This window comes from Rhizobacter sp. P1_G5 (assembly GCF_056405435.1).
This window is the reverse complement of sequence record NZ_JBFUCB010000068.1, coordinates 1-16,259: the sequence shown is the minus strand read 5'-3', so window position 1 is coordinate 16,259 and position 16,259 is coordinate 1. Positions and strand designations below refer to the sequence as shown.

The 16,259-nt window shown below is 68.7% G+C and carries 16 protein-coding genes; 11 read left to right on the top strand and 5 right to left on the bottom strand.

The features are described 5' to 3' along the window. Positions 1-85 precede the first annotated feature (85 nt). Positions 86-1,180, bottom strand: a complete 1,095-nt coding sequence (locus tag AC1D12_RS07545; RefSeq protein ID WP_477839702.1) for an AAA family ATPase — start codon at positions 1,178-1,180, stop codon at positions 86-88. Positions 1,181-1,438: 258 nt separating this feature from the next. Between AC1D12_RS07545 and AC1D12_RS07540 the strand changes: the two genes are divergently transcribed. The 6 genes from AC1D12_RS07540 to AC1D12_RS07515 all read left to right on the top strand — a co-directional run bounded on the left by AC1D12_RS07540 (position 1,439) and on the right by AC1D12_RS07515 (position 8,374). Beyond that, positions 1,439-2,620 carry an ROK family protein gene (locus AC1D12_RS07540; protein ID WP_477839704.1) on the top strand — a complete coding sequence of 394 codons (1,182 nt, stop codon included), beginning with the start codon at positions 1,439-1,441 and terminating at the stop codon, positions 2,618-2,620. Continuing rightward, positions 2,617-4,104 (top strand): sugar ABC transporter ATP-binding protein, encoded by a 1,488-nt coding sequence (locus AC1D12_RS07535; RefSeq protein ID WP_477839700.1) that lies wholly within the window; start codon positions 2,617-2,619, stop codon positions 4,102-4,104. The genes AC1D12_RS07540 and AC1D12_RS07535 overlap by 4 nt, the downstream gene beginning before the upstream one ends. Next, positions 4,085-5,158, top strand: coding sequence for an ABC transporter permease (locus tag AC1D12_RS07530; protein WP_477839698.1), 1,074 nt, complete (start codon positions 4,085-4,087; stop codon positions 5,156-5,158). The genes AC1D12_RS07535 and AC1D12_RS07530 overlap by 20 nt, the downstream gene beginning before the upstream one ends. 77 nt (positions 5,159-5,235) lie before the next feature. Then, the gene (locus AC1D12_RS07525) at positions 5,236-6,186 is read left to right on the top strand and encodes a substrate-binding domain-containing protein (protein ID WP_477839696.1); all 951 of its coding nucleotides are present in this window, start codon (positions 5,236-5,238) and stop codon (positions 6,184-6,186) included. Positions 6,187-6,210: 24 nt separating this feature from the next. Further along, entirely contained in the window at positions 6,211-7,209 is a 999-nt protein-coding gene (locus tag AC1D12_RS07520) for a sugar phosphate isomerase/epimerase family protein (protein WP_047509222.1), read from the top strand. 13 nt (positions 7,210-7,222) lie between these two features. Then, a complete protein-coding gene (locus tag AC1D12_RS07515; protein WP_047509224.1) occupies positions 7,223-8,374 on the top strand; it encodes a Gfo/Idh/MocA family protein in 1,152 nt (383 codons plus the stop codon). Positions 8,375-8,378: 4 nt separating this feature from the next. Here the strand turns inward: AC1D12_RS07515 and AC1D12_RS07510 are convergent, their stop codons facing one another. Then, positions 8,379-9,350, bottom strand: a complete 972-nt coding sequence (locus tag AC1D12_RS07510; RefSeq protein WP_465113437.1) for an inositol monophosphatase family protein — start codon at positions 9,348-9,350, stop codon at positions 8,379-8,381. 117 nt (positions 9,351-9,467) lie between these two features. Here AC1D12_RS07510 and AC1D12_RS07505 point away from each other — a divergent pair, with 117 nt between their 5' ends. Continuing rightward, positions 9,468-10,187, top strand: a complete 720-nt coding sequence (locus AC1D12_RS07505; RefSeq protein WP_477827553.1) for an RNA methyltransferase — start codon at positions 9,468-9,470, stop codon at positions 10,185-10,187. An 88-nt stretch (positions 10,188-10,275) separates the two neighbouring features. Further along, entirely contained in the window at positions 10,276-11,040 is a 765-nt protein-coding gene (gene cysE, locus AC1D12_RS07500) for a serine O-acetyltransferase (protein WP_477827554.1), read from the top strand. On the opposite strand, the gene mog is transcribed toward cysE, so the two are convergent. Together mog and yjgA are read right to left on the bottom strand one after the other, a co-directional pair. Next, positions 11,033-11,647 carry a molybdopterin adenylyltransferase gene (mog, locus tag AC1D12_RS07495; RefSeq protein ID WP_477827555.1) on the bottom strand — a complete coding sequence of 205 codons (615 nt, stop codon included), beginning with the start codon at positions 11,645-11,647 and terminating at the stop codon, positions 11,033-11,035. The two genes, cysE and mog, sit on opposite strands and share 8 nt — an antisense overlap. Continuing rightward, the gene (gene yjgA / locus AC1D12_RS07490) at positions 11,637-12,179 is read right to left on the bottom strand and encodes a ribosome biogenesis factor YjgA (protein WP_465113441.1); all 543 of its coding nucleotides are present in this window, start codon (positions 12,177-12,179) and stop codon (positions 11,637-11,639) included. The genes mog and yjgA overlap by 11 nt, the downstream gene beginning before the upstream one ends. 112 nt (positions 12,180-12,291) lie before the next feature. Between yjgA and pmbA the strand changes: the two genes are divergently transcribed. Continuing rightward, positions 12,292-13,680, top strand: coding sequence for a metalloprotease PmbA (gene pmbA, locus AC1D12_RS07485; RefSeq protein ID WP_082004565.1), 1,389 nt, complete (start codon positions 12,292-12,294; stop codon positions 13,678-13,680). Between the two features lie 146 nt (positions 13,681-13,826). Then, positions 13,827-14,909, top strand: coding sequence for a TRAP transporter substrate-binding protein (locus tag AC1D12_RS07480; RefSeq protein WP_477839693.1), 1,083 nt, complete (start codon positions 13,827-13,829; stop codon positions 14,907-14,909). On the opposite strand, the gene AC1D12_RS07475 is transcribed toward AC1D12_RS07480, so the two are convergent. Beyond that, entirely contained in the window at positions 14,906-16,009 is a 1,104-nt protein-coding gene (locus tag AC1D12_RS07475; RefSeq protein WP_477828768.1) for a lipocalin-like domain-containing protein, read from the bottom strand. The two genes, AC1D12_RS07480 and AC1D12_RS07475, sit on opposite strands and share 4 nt — an antisense overlap. A 57-nt stretch (positions 16,010-16,066) precedes the next feature. Here AC1D12_RS07475 and AC1D12_RS07470 point away from each other — a divergent pair. Further along, positions 16,067-16,259 (top strand): hypothetical protein (locus tag AC1D12_RS07470; RefSeq protein WP_477839691.1); only part of this gene is annotated, 193 nt, incomplete at its 3' end.

The window sequence follows — 16,259 nt, the reverse complement described above, 5'->3', positions numbered from 1 at the left end:
ATACCGATCGGCTCCAGCTGCTGTCGCAGCACCGTCTTGACGAAGCGCTCCTCCGTCTGGCCTTCCACGACGATCAGCGCGCGTTTCACGGCCGCCCGCCCAGCACATTCATTTCCCAGAGGTCGCCAAGCGCGTAGTCGTCCAGCCATTGCGACATGTCGGCACTGTTCAGGTGCCTGAACGTCGTGGGGCCGTCTTGCCGGTCGACGGTCCAGACGTCTTCGGGCCTCAATCGGTTTACCAGCGAAACGGACTGCGTGGCGGCGATCACTTGAGTGCGCTCGGACGCTGAGGAGATCAAATCCGCCAGCAGCGTGATCGCAGCTGGATGCAGGCCAAGTTCCGGCTCGTCCAGCAGCACGAGCCGGGGCAACTCCGGCTGCGTGAGCAGCGTCACCAGGCAGATAAAGCGCAAGGTGCCATCGGAGAAGGCGTGCGCGTTCATGTAGGCGTCGCTGCCGCGTTCCCGCCATTCGAGGCGAATCTTCGATTCGTTCAGGCGCGACGGCTGCAGCTGGAAGTCGTCGAAGAACGGGGCGATGTGCCGCACCGTCTCGACGATATTGCGGTAGTGGTCGGGATGCTTGTCGCGCATCCAGAACAGATATGGCGCCAGATTCTCGGCTTGGGGGCGCAAGAAGCGGTTGTCGTCGACATCCGCGGTGAGCTTGACGGCTGCCGTGTCGCTTGTGTCATGGAAGTGATAGACGCGATAACTCTCCAGGTCCTGCAGAGCTTGCTTGGCGCAGATGTGTTCCGCTTCGCCAAGACGCGACTCTTTGGACAATGCGCTCACCGGCAGATCAAAAGGCTTCTCGGGATACTTGCGCCGGTCGTGGTAGTAGGCCTTTTCGCTGACGATCAACAGACTGTCGTCCGTCTTTGGAGTCAGCGAAACGCGATACGAGTTGGCGACCTCGCCTGCTACGAAGTCCAACTTGAACGACATGGAGCGCGACCGCTTCTGGCCCAGGTGCAGCAACGCATCGGCTCCTCCCTTGACGGCGGTATATCCCTGCAGGTTCTGGGTCACGATCTCGCGCAGGAAGCGAAATACCGAGATCAGGTTTGACTTGCCCGATCCGTTCCCTCCGATGAAGACATTGAGTTTCCCCAGCTCGAGCGTCTGCTGGCGAATGGACTTGTAGTTCTCGATCGACAGTTTTTCGAGCTGGCGCATGGTGCAGCGGGTGAGCGCGAGGTGGGTCGGCGGATGGTACAGGCCGGCATGCCGGACGGGAGGCGTCCCCGGGGTCGCCATGCATTTGACCTGAATTTGGTCAAAGATCGCGCTTGCCGCGCCGAAGTGACGTTCTTAGCATCCGTCCCAAGGCGCTCGGCCCGGACGTTCCGGCCCGAAGACGACCACAGATGGGCCGACCACGGCTGCAAGGAGACAAGCAAGGTGATCCGCTGGGACGATCTGTCGCCGGGTGAACTGGCCGTGCTGGAGACCGTGTTCTGGTCGGCCAGCAGCTCGCGCAGCGCGCTGGCCGCCGCATCCACGTTCTCGAAAAGCAAGGCCAACGCCGCCGTCGCCGGGCTGGTCGAGCGCGGCCTGCTGGAAGAGATCGGCCTGCAGGCCTCGTCCGGCGGGCGCCGGCCCGAGGCGCTGCGCATGAGCCGCGCGGTCGGCGTGCTCGCCTGCATCGACCTCGGCGCGACCAGCCTCGACGTGGCGATCCTGTCGCCCGACATGGGCGTGCTGGCCCACCATGCCGAGCCGGCCGACGTGCGCGCCAGCCCGGCGGTGCTGCTGTCGCGCATCCGCGAGCTGCTGCGCGAGTTGCTGCAGCACTGCGGCGCGACCCGCAAGGAGGTGATCGGCATCGGCATGGGGGTGCCGGGGCCGGTCGCCTTCGGCAGCGGGCTGCTGGTCAACCCGCCGCTGATGCCGGGCTGGGAAGGGCTGTCGATCCGCGACGTGCTGGGCGAGGACTATGCGGCGCCGGTCTTCATCGACAACGACGTCAACGTGATGGCGCTCGGCGAGCTGTGGCGGCTGCACCGGCGGTTGCCGAATTTCCTGGTGGTCAAGATCGGCACCGGCATCGGCTGCGGCATCGTCTGCCACGGCGAGGTCTACCGCGGCGCCGACGGTTCGGCCGGCGACGTCGGCCACATCTGCGTCGACCCCGACGGCCCGCGCTGCCACTGCGGCAACCTGGGCTGCGTCGAGGCGATGGCGGCCGGCCCGGCGATCTCGCGCATGGCGGTCGAGGCGGCGCAGTCGGGCCAGAGCGCGTTGCTGGCCCAGGTGCTGAAGGCGCAGGGCAGCATCTCGCCGATCGACGTGGGCCAGGCGAGCCGCGCCGGCGATGCCGCCGCACACGGCATCGTGCAGAAGGCAGGCACGCGCATCGGGCAGATGCTGGCGTCGATCGTCAACTTCTTCAACCCGTCGCATGTGTTCATCGGCGGTGGCATCACCGGCATCGGGCCGCTGCTGCTGGCGTCGATCCGGCAGAGCGTGTACCACCGCTCGCTCGCGCTCTCGACGCGCCACCTCGACATCCAGTACGCGCCGCTCGGCGAGCGCACCGGCGTGATCGGCGCCGGCGTGCTCGCGCTGCAGGAGACGATGCGCGCGCGTGGCAGCGTTCCGGAGGCCGTGACGTGAGCCTTCAAGTGACCTTCACCGACGTGACCAAGGACTTCGGCCCGGTGCGCGTGCTGCACGGCGTCAGCTTCGAGCTCGAACCCGGCCGCGTGGTCGGCCTGCTCGGCGAGAACGGGGCCGGCAAGTCGACGCTGATGAAGATCCTCTCCGGCTACGAGGCCCTGAGCGACGGCGAGCTGCGCATCGACGGCACGCCGCAGCGCTTCACGAACTCGCGCGATGCCGAGCGCTGCGGCATCGTGCTGATCCACCAGGAGTTCAACCTGGCCGAGGACCTGAGCATCGCGCAGAACATCTTCCTCGGCCATGAGCGCCGCCGCGGCTGGCTGCTCGACGATGCGGCGATGCGCGACGAATCGCGCCGCGTGCTGCAGCAGGTCGGCCTGGACATCGACCCCGACACCCGGGTGCGCGAGCTGATCGTCGCCGAGAAGCAGCTGGTCGAGATCGCGAAGGCGCTGTCGCGCAAGGCGCGCCTGCTGATCATGGATGAGCCGACCGCGACGCTCACGCCCGCCGAGACGCAGCGCCTGTTCGCGCTGATCGCGCAGCTGAAGGCCGATGGCGTGACCATCGTCTACATCTCGCACAAGCTCGACGAGGTGGAGCGCATCACCGACGAGATCGTCGTGATGCGCGACGGCCGCTTCGTGACCCGCGCGCCGACCGCCGGGCTCTCGCGCCAGCAGATGGCCAACCTGATGGTCGGCCGCGAGCTGTCGGACATGTTCCCGGCGAAGTTGCCGGTGGCCGGCACGCCGGCACCGCTGCTGAAGGTCGAGGGCCTGAGCGTGCCCGGCTGGGCGCACGACGTGAGCTTCGAGGTGCGCCCGGGCGAGATCCTCGGCTTCGCCGGGCTGGTGGGGGCCGGCCGCACCGAGATGTTCGAGGGCCTGCTCGGGCTGCGCCCGCGCAGCGCCGGCCGCATCGAGCTCGATGGAAAAGAGCGCCCGCTGCGCAGCCCGCGCGAGGCCGCGCAGCACGGGCTGACGTACCTCAGCGAAGACCGCAAGGGCAAGGGCCTGCATGTGCGGCTCTCGCTGCGCGACAACCTGACGCTGATGGACCTGGCGCGCCACACGCACCCGCTGCTCGACCCGGCGTCCGAGGCGCTGGCGCTGCAGCAGGCGGTGGCGGATTTCGGCATCCGCACGCGCGACCTCGGCAGCCGGGCGTCGTCGCTGTCGGGCGGCAACCAGCAGAAGCTCGCGATCGCGAAGGTGCTGCAGCCGCAGCCGCGCGTGGTGGTGCTCGACGAGCCGACGCGCGGCGTCGACGTCGGTGCCAAGCGCGACATCTATTTCCTGATCCAGCGCCTGGCCGAGCAGGGCCGCGGCGTCGTCGTCATTTCATCCGAGCTGATCGAGCTGATCGGCCTGTGCCACCGCGTCGCCGTGATGCGCGCGGGGCGGCTGCAGGCCACGCTGTCGGCCGACCACCTGACCGAAGAGGAGCTGATCGCTCATGCCACAGGAACACATTAGGACCCCTCGGCCGGCGGGTACGCCGACCGATCCCCCGGGGGGATCCGGGCCGGCTTGGGGCGGCCCGGCGCTCGGCCCGGCCTCACCTGTCACGGCCGCTTGGCGTCTGCGCTTGCAGGCAGCAGGCCCGTGGCTCGGCCTCGTGCTGCTGTGCATCGCCGGCACGCTGCTGAACRGCGATTTCGCGACCTGGGACAACGCGATGAACGTGCTGACCCGCACCGCCTTCATCGGCATCATCGCGGTCGGCATGTGCTTCGTGATCATCAGCGGCGGCATCGACCTGTCGGTCGGCTCGATGGCGGCGCTGATCGCCGGCAGCATGATCCTGCTGATGAACGGCATCGCCGCGCAGGTCGGCTCGCCGCTGCTGACGGTGGCGATCGGCATCGTGTTCGCCCTCGCGCTCGGCGCGGTCTTCGGCCTCGCGCACGGGCTGCTCGTCACGAAGGGCCGCATCGAGCCGTTCATCGTCACGCTGGGCACGCTCGGCATCTTCCGCGCCTACCTGACCTACCTGGYCAACGGCGGCGCGATCACGCTCGACGGCAAGCTGTCCGACGCCTACAGCCCGGTCTACTACGGCAGCCTGCTGGGCGTGCCGTTCCCGATCTGGGTGTTCGCGGCGGTCGCGCTGCTGGGCGCGCTGATCCTGAACCGCACCGGCTACGGCCGCTACGTGCAGGCGATCGGCTCCAACGAGCAGGTCGCGCGCTATGCGGCGGTCAATGTCGACCGCATCAAGGTGCTGACCTACATGCTGCTGGGCGTGTGTGTCGGCGTGGCCACCGTGCTGTACGTGCCGCGGCTGGGCTCGGCCTCGCCGACGACCGGACTGCTGTGGGAGCTGGAGGCGATCGCCGCGGTGATCGTCGGCGGCACCGCGCTGAAGGGCGGCGAGGGCCGCATCACCGGCACCGTGGTCGGCGCGATCCTGCTCTCGGTGATCAGCAACATCCTGAACCTCACCAGCATCATCAGCGTGTACCTGAACGCCGCCGTGCAGGGCATCGTGATCATCATCGTCGCCTTCCTCCAGAGGGGGCGGCGTTAGTTCCCCGACCGGCAACGGTCATGTTCCGCAGAGACCCCGATCGAGTCCCGATCGACACACAACAGGAGACGAGTCCCATGAAGTTCATTCCCCGCATCCTCGTGACGCTGGCGGCACTTGCCGCRGGCGCCACCGCCTTCGCCCAGGACAAGGTCGTGATGGGCGTGTCCATCCCGGCCGCCACGCACGGCTGGGCCGGTGGCGTCGTCTATTGGGCCAACCGCACCAAGGCCGAGCTCGAGAAGGCGCATCCCGGCCTGCAGGTGATCGTCAAGACCGCAGGCTCGGCCTCGGAGCAGGCCAACCAGGTGCAGGACCTGCAGACCGTCAACAAGATCAACACGCTGGTGATCCTGCCGTTCGAATCCGCGCCGCTGACGCAGCCGGTCGCGCAGGTCAAGGCCAAGGGTGTGTACGTGACCGTGGTCGACCGCGGCCTGACSGAYRCSARYGCGCAGRACGCCTACGTGGCCGGCGACAACCCCGGCTTCGGCAAGGTGGCCGGCGAGTACATGGCCAAGGCGATGGGCGGCAAGGGCAACGTGGTGATCCTGCGCGGCATTCCGACGGTGATCGACAACCAGCGCGTCGACGCTTTCAACGCGGTGATGAAGGCGAACCCGGGCATCAAGGTGCTGGATGCCAAGCACGGCAACTGGAACCGCGACGATGCCTTCAAGGTGATGCAGGACTACCTGACGCGCTTCAAGCAGATCGATGCCGTGTGGGCCTCGGACGACGACATGGCGGTGGGCGTGCAGAAGGCGATCGAGCAGGCCAAGCGCAGCGACGTGAAGCTGGTGATCGGCGGCGCCGGCTCGAAGGACTACATCAAGAAGGTGATGGACGGCGACAAGATCGTCAGCGCCGACGTGACCTACTCGCCCAGCATGATCGCCGACGCGATGAAGATGACCGCCGAGGCGCGCGTCAAGGGCACCGCGATGCCGGCGACCACGATCATCCCGTCGGTGCTGATCACCAAGGACAACGCGGCCAAGTACTACGTGCCGGACTCGCCGTTCTGAACCACCTGATCTGAGGAGCTGACCATGCCCAGACCCGTCACCCTGTTCACCGGCCAGTGGGCCGACCTGTCGCTCGCCGAACTGGCGCCCCTCGCGAAAGCGATGGGCTACGACGGGCTGGAGCTCGCCTGCTGGGGCGACCATTTCAACGTGCAGGAGGCGCTGCAGTCGGAACGCTACGTGGCCGACAAGCGCCGGCTGCTGGAGCAGCACGGCCTGCAGTGCTTCGCGATCGGCAACCACCTGACCGGCCAGGCGGTGTGTGACCTGATCGACGAGCGGCACAAGTCGATCCTGCCGGCCCACGTGTGGGGCGACGGCGAGGCCGAGGGCGTGCGCCGGCGCGCCGCGAAGGAGATGCAGGACACCGCGCGCGCCGCCGCGAAGTTCGGCGCGAAGACGGTGACCGGTTTCACCGGCTCGTCGATCTGGCATGCGCTGTATGCCTTCCCGCCGACGAATCAAGCGTTCTGGAACCGGGGCTTCGAGGATTTCGCGACGCGCTGGACGCCGATCCTCGACATGTTCGAGGAGGTCGACGTGAACTTCGCGCTCGAGGTGCACCCGACCGAGATCGCGTTCGACATAGCGAGCAGCCAGCGTGCGATCGAGGCGGTGAAGGGGCACAAACGCTTCGGCTTCAACTTCGACCCGAGCCACCTGGGCTACCAGGGCGTGGACTACGTCAAGTTCCTGCGCACCTTCGGGCCGCGCATCCACAACGTGCACATGAAGGACGTGTGGTGGGGCAAGGGCGACGGCACGGTGGGCGTATTCGGCGGGCACACCAGCTTCGGCGATGCGCGGCGCTTCTGGGATTTCCGCAGCGTCGGGCGCGGGATGATCGATTTCGAGGGGATCATCGTCGCGCTCAACGACATCCGCTACCAGGGCCCGCTGAGCGTCGAGTGGGAAGACAGCCGCATGGACCGCGTGCATGGCGCGACCGAGAGCGCGGCGTTCTCGCGCCGGCTCGATTTCAAGCCGTCGGCGCGTGCGTTCGACGCGTCGTTCGAGAAGTGACAAGGGGCTGCTGATGCGCAAGCTGCGATATGCGATGGTCGGTGGCGGCCGGGGTGCGTTCATCGGTGCGGTGCACCGCAAGGCGATGGCGCTGGACGGGCAGATCGAGCTGGTGGCGGGCGCGCTGTCGGCCGATGCCGCGAAGGCACGGGCCTCGGGGCAGGACCTCGGCTTGGCCGATGCGCGCAACCACGGCAGCTGGCAGGCGCTGCTCGATGACGAGCTGAAGCGCCCGCGTGGCGAGCGCATCGACTTCGTCAGCATCGTGACGCCGAATCACGTGCATTTCGAGGTGGCGAAGGCCTTCACCGAGGCCGGCATCCACGTGGTGTGCGACAAGCCGCTGGTGCACACCAGCGAGCAGGCGCAGGCGCTGCTCGCGGCGCGCGGCCGCAGCGGCACGGTGTTCGGCGTCACCCACAACTACACCGGCTACCCGATGGTGCGGCAGGCGCGCGAGATGGTGCGCACCGGCCAGCTCGGCGAGATCCGCAAGGTSATCGTCGAATACAACCAGGGCTGGCTCGCGACGCAGCTGGAAGCCGGCGACCACAAGCAGGCCGACTGGCGCGTCGATCCGGCGAGGAGCGGCATCGTCGGCGCGATCGGTGACATCGGCACGCATGCCGAGAACCTGGTGGCGAGTGTCTGCGGGCTGGAGATCGAGGCGCTGTGCGCCGACCTGACCGCCTTCGTGCCGGGCCGCCGGCTCGACGACGACGGCAACCTGCTGCTGCGCTACCGGGGCGGCGCGCGCGGCGTGATGATCGCGTCGCAGATCGAGATCGGCGGCGAGAACGACCTGCGGCTGCGGGTGTTCGGCACGCAGGGCTCGCTGACCTGGCACCAGGAGGATCCGAACCTGCTGGTGCACGCCTCGCTCGACGGGCCGAAGCGCCTGCTGACGCGCGGCTCGCCGTGGCTGGGCGACGCGGCGAAGAAGGCCTCGCGGCTGCCGACCGGGCACCCGGAGGCGTTCATCGAGGCGTTCGCGAACCTCTACCTGGGGGTCGCGGAGGCGATCCTCGCGAAGGAGGAGGGGAGGGCGCTTGGGGCGCTGGAAGGGGATTTCCCGACGCTCGAGGATGGCGCGCGGGGGGTCAAGTTCATGGAGAAGACGGTGGAGTCGAGCCGGTCCACCGCGAAGTGGACCGCCTGGGACTGACGCGTCAGCTGCGTTCGGCGTCGGCCTTGCGGATCCGCACGGCCTTGCGCTTCTCGGGCTCGGCGGGCTTGGCTGACGTGGCGGTTGCGGCCAGCGCCGATTCCGGCGTGACCCCCGGCGTGCCGTCCTCGGCGACGGCTGCCTCGCCCTTGGCGGCCTCATCCGCCTTGATCACCCGCGTGTACGGCGCGAGGATCCCCACCATCTGCCCGTAGATCTTCGGGTTGCCGGCCACCACCTCGCGCTGGTACATGAAATCGGCCTCGCCGGTGAAGTTGCCGATCAGCCCGCCCGCCTCGGTGATCATCAGCGAGCCGGCGGCGATGTCCCACGGGTTCAGGCCGGTCTCGAAGAAGCCGTCGTAGAAGCCGGCGGCTACGTAGCACAGGTCGAGCGCCGCGGCGCCCGGGCGGCGCAGGCCGGCGCAGTTCTGCATCACCTCCTCGAACATCTTCACGTAGCGCTTGAAGTTGTCGCCCTTGCGGAACGGGAAGCCGGTGCCGATCAGCGAATCCTGCATGCGCGTGCGCTTGGACACGCGCAGCCGCTTGTCGTTCAGGAACGCGCCGCGGCCCTTCGAGGCGTAGAACAGGTCGTTGCGCGTCGGGTCGTACACCACGGCCTGCTGGATCTGGTCGCGGTACGCGAGCGCGATCGACACCGCGTAGACCGGGAAGCCGTGGATGAAGTTGGTGGTGCCGTCCAGCGGATCGATGATCCAGACGTATTCGCTGTTCTTCGCGCCGTGCGCGCGGCCGGACTCTTCGGCCAGGATGCCGTGGCCGGGGTAGGCCGTCAGCAGCGTCTCGATGATGGCCTGCTCGGCCAGCTGGTCCACCTCGGTCACGAAGTCGTTGGGCGACTTGGTGTTCACCTTCAGCAGGTCGAGGTCGAGCGACGCCCGGTTGATGATCGCGCCGGCGGCGCGTGCGGCCTTGATGGCCACGTTGAGCATGGGATGCAGTGCTTGCGACATGAGGCGCCCTGGAGGGTGAGAGGCAGACGGAGGTGAGAAAGAGCGGGCAGCGCGCGGGGTGCTGCGGATAATCGCGGATTTTAGCCGTTCGTCCCTGGGGAAATCCCCGAGCCACCGATGTCCATCGACAGCACCCGTTTCATCCTGCTCAACACCAGCCACTACGGCAACATCGGCGCCACCGCGCGCGCGATGAAGACGATGGGCTTCAGCGACCTGGTGCTGGTCGCGCCGCGCTTTGCCGATGCGCTGGTGCACGAGGACACCGTCGCGATGGCCAGCGGTGCCGCCGACATCCTGGTGCGCGCCCGCGTGGTGGGCAGCCTCGCCGAGGCGCTCGACGGCATCAGCTACGCCTGCGCCACCGCGATGACGCCGCGCGATTTCGGCCCGGCGACGCACGCGCCGCGGCCGCTGTTCGCCGAATTGGCACGCAGCGAGCACCGCGTGGCCTTCGTGTTCGGCTCCGAGCGCTTCGGCATGGCCAACGACGACGTCTACCGCTGCCATGCCTGCATCAGCATCCCGACCCATCCCGACTACGGCTCGCTGAACCTCGCGCAGGCGGTGCAGTTGCTGGCCTACGACTGGCGCCAGGCGCTCGGCGGTTTCGAGGTGGTGCCGCGCGTGCCGGATGCAACGCTCGCCGACGGCGCCCAGGTGCAGGGCTTGCTCGAGCACTGGCAGCAGGCGCTCACCGACATCGGCTTCCTCGATCCGGCCGCGCCGAAGAAGCTGATGCCGCGGCTGAACCAACTGCTGAACCGGGCGGAACTCAGCGCGGAAGAAGTGCACATCCTGCGCGGCATCGCACGCGCGATCCAGCGCCGCGGCTGAGCGGCCCACCGGCGCGCACTTGCCCCTGACGGCCGTGGACTTTCAAGCTGCCAGATAAACTGACCCGCCCCGGTCTCACCCCACCCCCATGTTCGACCGCCTCCGAGAAGACATCGCCTGCATCCTCGAGCGCGACCCCGCCGCGCGCAGCACCTGGGAGGTCGTCACCTGTTACCCGGGCCTGCATGCGCTGCTGATGCACCGCTGGTCGCACGCCTGCTGGACGCACGGCTGGCACTGGCCGGCGCGCTTCATCTCGCACGTCGCGCGCTTCTTCTCCGGCATCGAGATCCACCCCGGCGCGACGATCGGCCGGCGTGTCTTCATCGACCACGGCATGGGCGTCGTGATCGGCGAGATGGCCGAGATCGGCGACGAATGCACGATCTACCAGGGCGTGACGCTCGGCGGCACCTCGCTCGTGAAGGGCGCCAAGCGTCACCCGACGCTCGGGCGCGGCGTGATCATCGGTGCGAATGCCTGCGTGCTCGGCGGGTTCACGGTCGGCGAGGGCGCGCGTGTCGGATCGAACGCGGTCGTCACCAAGCCGGTGCCGGCCGGTGCGACCGCGGTCGGCAACCCGGCGCGCATCATCCTCGCGAAGGACGACCCGTCGCATGTCGAGCCCGGTGACAGGAAGGTCTTCTCGGCCTACGGCGTCACGCAGGGCGACGATCCGGTGTCGCAGGCGATGAAGGGCCTGATCGACAACGCCGCCGGCCACGAGCACCAGATCGCGCTGCTGTGGGCGGCGATCGAGAAGCTGTCACCGGCGAAGGACGACTGCGTGCCGGCCGATGCGCAGAAGGCCGAGCACTTCGACGCCGAGCGGATGAACCAGCTGGTCAAGTAGCGGCGGGCGCAGGCCGCTGCGCGGACTTCGGGCGGAACGAGCGGCACACGCTCTCGTCCGTCTCGAGGTACGGCCCGCCGATCAGGTCGATGCAGTAMGGCACCGCGGCGAAGATCCCCGGCGCCGGCGGCTGCGCGTTCGGCAGGCCCTCCAGCGTCTCGGCGATCGATTTCGGCTGCCCCGGCAGGTTGATGATCAGCGCCTTGCCGCGCAGCACCGCGACCTGCCGCGACAGGATCGCGGTCGGCACGAAGCGCAGGCTGATCTGGCGCATCTGCTCGCCGAAGCCCGGCATCTCGCGGTCGGCCACCGCCAGCGTCGCCTCCGGCGTCACGTCACGCGGCGACGGGCCGGTGCCGCCGGTCGTCAGCACCAGGTGGCACCCACGGGCGTCCACCAGCTCCACCAGTGCCGCGCTGATCCGCGCCTGCTCGTCGGGGATCAGCCGCGTCTCCCACTCGACCGGGTTGCGCAGCGCGCGGCCCAGCCAGGTCTGCAGCGCCGGGAGCCCCTTGTCTTCGTAGACGCCGCTCGAGGCCCGGTCGCTGATCGACACCAGGCCGATGCGCACCGTGTCGAGCGGCGCGGCGGGGCTCTCATTCGCCATCGTTGTCGTCCGCCAGCGTCAGTGCCTTGATGAACTGGAACAGCTCGCGGTAGGCCCGCCCGCTGCGCTGCTCCGGCGCCACCGCGGCATCCTTGCGCGCCGCGCGGATCAGGCTGCGCAGCTGCTGCACGTCGCCGCCGGGGTGCTTCTGCATCCAGGTGGTCAGCGCGTCGTCGCTCGCGATCAGCTCGGCGCGCCAGCGCTCGGCCTCGTGCAGCGCCAGTGAATCCTTGGCCTGGCCGAGCTGCATCGCGGTGACCGCCTCGCGGATCGGCCCGACGTCGTCGCGCCGCATCAGCTTGCCGATGTACTGCATCTGGCGCCGCCGCCCCTCGTGCGAACGGGTGCGGCGGTATTCCATCACCGCGCCGATCAGCGTCTCGGAGATCGGCAGCCCGACGATGCGGCTCTCGGGCAGCGCCGCGAAGGCCTCGCCCAGCGCCTGCAACTCGTGCATGTCCTTCTTCAGCTGCGTCTTGCTGGGGCCGTCGAAGTCGTCGTCGCCGTCTTCGGAGGCGACAGGGTCGGGCACGTGATTCTTGGGAGTTCGAGGGGCCATGAGGGGAAACGAGGGCTGCACGGGCAAGGGCGTCGGTATGATAGCCCTCGCTTCCTCTTGGCTGCCTCGTGCGCCTGCCGCCTCCATGACCCAGTCCTCCCTCCCCACCCACGGTTTCGCGTATTCGCGCGAGCGCTTCGAGCAACTGGTCGAAGACGCGCTGTCGCTCGGCAAGACGCTCGGCGCGAGCGACATGGGGGTCGAGGTCTCCGAAGGCGCGGGCCTGTCGGTGTCGGTGCGCAAGGGCGAGATCGAGAACGTCGAGCGCAACCGCGACAAGTCGATCGGTGTCACCGTCTACCTCGGCCAGCGCCGCGGCAACGCGAGCACGTCCGATTTCTCGCCGGCCGCGCTGGAGCAGACGGTCAAGGCCGCCTACGACATCGCCCGCTTCACCGCCGAAGACCCGGCCGCCGGCCTGCCGGATGACGCCGACCTGGCGCTCGGCGCAGCCGCCACCCGCGACCTCGACCTGTTCCACCCGTGGGACATCGATGCCGCCGGTGCTGCCGAGATCGCGCAGCGTTGCGAGGCCGCCGCGCTCACCACCGACCGCCGCATCACCAACAGCGAAGGCGCCGGCGTGTCGGCGCAGCAATCGCACTTCTTCGCCGGCAACAGCCGCGGCTTCCGCGGCGGCTATGCCAGTTCGCGGCACTCGGTGTCGGTGGCGCCGATCGCGTCGCTGCCCGGCCGCGGCGGCGACGACATGCAGCGCGACGCCTGGTACAGCTCGATGCGCGCGCCCGGCGATCTCGCCAGCCCCGAGGCCATCGGCCGCTACGCCGCCGAGCGCGCGCTGTCGCGGCTGAAGTCGCGCAAGATCAAGACCTGCGTGGTGCCGGTGCTGTTCGAGTCGACGCTCGCCACCGGGCTGCTCGGCGGCTACGTGCAGGCCACCAGCGGCGGCGCGCTGTACCGCAACTCCAGCTTCCTGCTCGACAGCCTCGGCAAGGAAGTGCTCGCGCCGCACATCGACATCCGCGAGAACCCGCACGTGCGTGGCGGCAAGGGCAGCGCGCCGTTCGACGACGAGGGCGTCGTCACGCGGGTGCGCGACGTCGTCACCGGCGGCATCGTGCAGGGCTATTTCCTGTCGAGCTACTCGGCACGCAAGCTCGGCATGAAGACCACCGGCCATGCCGGCGGCTCGCAGAACCTGAGCTTCACGAGCCGGCTGACGAAGCCCGGCGACAACCTCGACGAGATGCTGCGCAAGCTCGGCCGCGGGCTGTTCGTGATCGAGCTGATGGGGCAGGGCGTCAACTACGTGACCGGCGACTACTCGCGCGGCGCCGCCGGCTTCTGGGTCGAGAACGGCCGCATCGCCTACCCGGTGCACGAGATCACGATCGCCGGCAACCTGAAGCAGATGTTGCGCAACATCGTCGCGGTCGGCTCCGATGCCTACACGATGGGCACCAAGACCATCGGCTCGGTGCTGATCCCCGAGATGAAGATCGCCGGCTTGTAGCCCGGGTGACAACCCGGGTCCCGGATTGGAATCCGGGCTGCGGAGTGCGTAGTTTCTCGGACGGGGAAACACCCCTCGCGTCGGATTTTGCGGGCCTCCTAGAATCCCGCGGTTCAACCGCATCACCCATTCCAAGGAGACACCGCATGGAACGCCGTTCCTTCATCCGTCAAACCGGCCTCGCCGGCGTGCTGGCCGCCGGCTTGGCACCGGCCGTGGTGCACGCGCAGCAGGCGCTGCGCTGGCGCCTGGCCTCCAGCTTCCCGAAATCGCTCGACACCATCTACGGCGGCGGCGAGGTCTTCGCGAAGAAGGTCGGCGAGATGACCGGCGGCAAGTTCCAGATCTCGGTGCACGCGGCCGGCGAGATCATGCCGGCCTTCGGCGTGGTCGATGGCGTGCAGAACGGCACCGTGGAGATGGCGCACACCGTGCCGTACTACTTCTTCGGCAAGGACGAGACCTTCGCGATCGGCGCCTCGATCCCGTTCGGGCTGAACTCGCGCCAGATGACGGCCTGGATGCTGGAAGGCAACGGCCTGAAGCTGATGCGCGATTTCTACCGCAACTACAACATCATCAACTTCCCCGGCGGCAACACCGGTGCCCAGATGGGGGGCTGGTTCCGCAAGGAGATCAACGCCGTCGCCGACATGAAGGGCCTGAAGTTCCGCATCGGCGGCTTTGCCGGCCGCATCATCGAACGCCTGGGCGCCGTGCCGCAGAACCTGCCGGGCGGCGACATCTACCCCGCGCTCGAGAAGGGCACGATCGACGCCGCCGAATGGGTCGGCCCGTACGACGACCAGAAGCTCGGCTTCAACAAGGTCGCGCCGCACTACTACTACCCCGGCTGGTGGGAAGGCGGCCCGCAGGTCGACCTGTTCATCAACACCAAGGCCTACGATGCGCTGACGCCGGAGTACAAGGCCATCGTCGAAGCCGCGTCGTCGCACGCGCACGTCGACATGCAGGCCAAATACGACGCCCGCAACCCGGGTGCGCTGAAGCAGCTGGTCGGCGCCGGCACCAAGCTGCACCGCTTCCCGAAGGACGTGATGGAAGCCTGCTTCAAGGTGTCGATGGACTACTACAGCGAGCTGTCGGGCAAGAACCCGGCCTGGAAGAAGGTCTACGAGGACTACACCAAGTTCCGCGCCGACCAGGTGCTGTGGTTCCGCTTCGCCGAAGCCGCGTTCGACGACTTCATGCAGGCGCAGAAACTTTAAATGCGGAGCCGGCCGGCATAGCCGGTCATCTCCAGGTAGCCGAGTCCGAGCCTGCGGCCGGACTCGTCCATCAGCTCGCTGAGCCCCTCCCAGTAGAAGCCGCCGGTGCTGGCGCGGCTGTCGAGTTCCTGCGCATCGAACAGCGCGCGAACCCGGTAGCGGCCCGCCGGCGTCTCGACCGCCCATTCGACCGGGTAGCTCGCACGCGACAACAGGCTGCTCCAGCGGCGGCCCGGCACGAAGCGCACTTCGCCGGGCCCGAAATTGCGCACCTCGCCCCCCGGCGCGCGGAAGCTGCCGCCGGCGTAGTACGGCGTGCCGTCGGCGCGCCGCTGCCGCACCGCCATCAGCGCGCTGCCGTCGTCCAGGTTCATGCCGATCCAGTCCCAGCCGACCGCGTCGTCGGGCAGCGCGTGGTCGCTCCATTCATGGTCGAACCAGGCGCGGCCCTGCACCGCGCGTGCACGGCCGTCCAGCGTCAGCGTGCCGCTGGTGCGCAGCTGGGGCTGGCTGTAGTACCGGCTCGCCTCGTGCGGCTTCGGCCCCTTGCGCGACCAGCCCGCCTCGCCCTGCAGCAGCACCGGCTGCGTGGCCTCGAACGACAGCTCGAACGCGAAGCCGCCGCTGTCGCTCGCGACGCGGGTCGTGTAGCGGCTCGCGCCGGCGCTGCCCTCGCGGCGCAGGAACCAGTCGCGCAGCAGCACGCGGGTGTCGCCCTCGGCACTGTCGGCGATGCCGAAGCCGGCGCGCGCGATGCGCTGGTCGTGGCGTTGCCGCCTGCCGGCCACGTCGCCGAGCACCGCGTGCGCGAACACCAGCTGCTGCGCGCCGAAGCGGCTCGGCGACGCGGCCAGCCCGGTGGCCGAGCGGAAGAACGTGACCTGGAAGCCGAGGGGCGCTGCGTCGGCCTGCGCCTGCAGCCAGCCGGTGACGTACCACCACTCGGTGCGCGTCGCGGGATGCGCGCCGAAATCGGCCGGGAAGACGAGGGGGCGGGGATGCACCGTGGTGAGCGGCGATTCCGTTGACGACACTGCAGACGAAACCGTGGCCGGCGCGGCCCCGCAGGCCGCCGCGGCGATGAAAAGGCGTCTTTGCATGGGGCGCCAGCATCGCATGGATGCGCCCGCCGGCTGAACGACAATGGCCCGCAGCCCATGACCGAATTTTCCATTCCCCCCGAGTTCGATTTCGGCCAGCAGTTCGACCGCGTGACGCTGACGCGGGCGATGGCACTCCAGCCCGAGCAGGCGCTGCTGGCGATGCAGATCGACGGCCTCGCGCTGCTCACGCGCATGCGCGGCAGCGGCGCCCACGTCTACGAGCAGCGCATCGAGCTGCCGGTCGACC

Excerpts from the sequence above, each read along its gene's own strand:
- AC1D12_RS07505 (WP_477827553.1), top strand. The coding sequence starts at position 9,468 with ATGTCCATCGACAGCACCCGTTTCATCCTGCTCAACACCAGCCACTAC.
- AC1D12_RS07480 (WP_477839693.1), top strand. The coding sequence starts at position 13,827 with ATGGAACGCCGTTCCTTCATCCGTCAAACCGGCCTCGCCGGCGTGCTG.
- AC1D12_RS07475 (WP_477828768.1), bottom strand. The coding sequence starts at position 16,009 with ATGCAAAGACGCCTTTTCATCGCCGCGGCGGCCTGCGGGGCCGCGCCG.
- AC1D12_RS07545 (WP_477839702.1), bottom strand. The coding sequence starts at position 1,180 with ATGCGCCAGCTCGAAAAACTGTCGATCGAGAACTACAAGTCCATTCGC.
- AC1D12_RS07520 (WP_047509222.1), top strand. The coding sequence starts at position 6,211 with ATGCCCAGACCCGTCACCCTGTTCACCGGCCAGTGGGCCGACCTGTCG.
- pmbA (WP_082004565.1), top strand. The coding sequence starts at position 12,292 with ATGACCCAGTCCTCCCTCCCCACCCACGGTTTCGCGTATTCGCGCGAG.
- AC1D12_RS07510 (WP_465113437.1), bottom strand. The coding sequence starts at position 9,350 with ATGTCGCAAGCACTGCATCCCATGCTCAACGTGGCCATCAAGGCCGCA.
- cysE (WP_477827554.1), top strand. The coding sequence starts at position 10,276 with ATGTTCGACCGCCTCCGAGAAGACATCGCCTGCATCCTCGAGCGCGAC.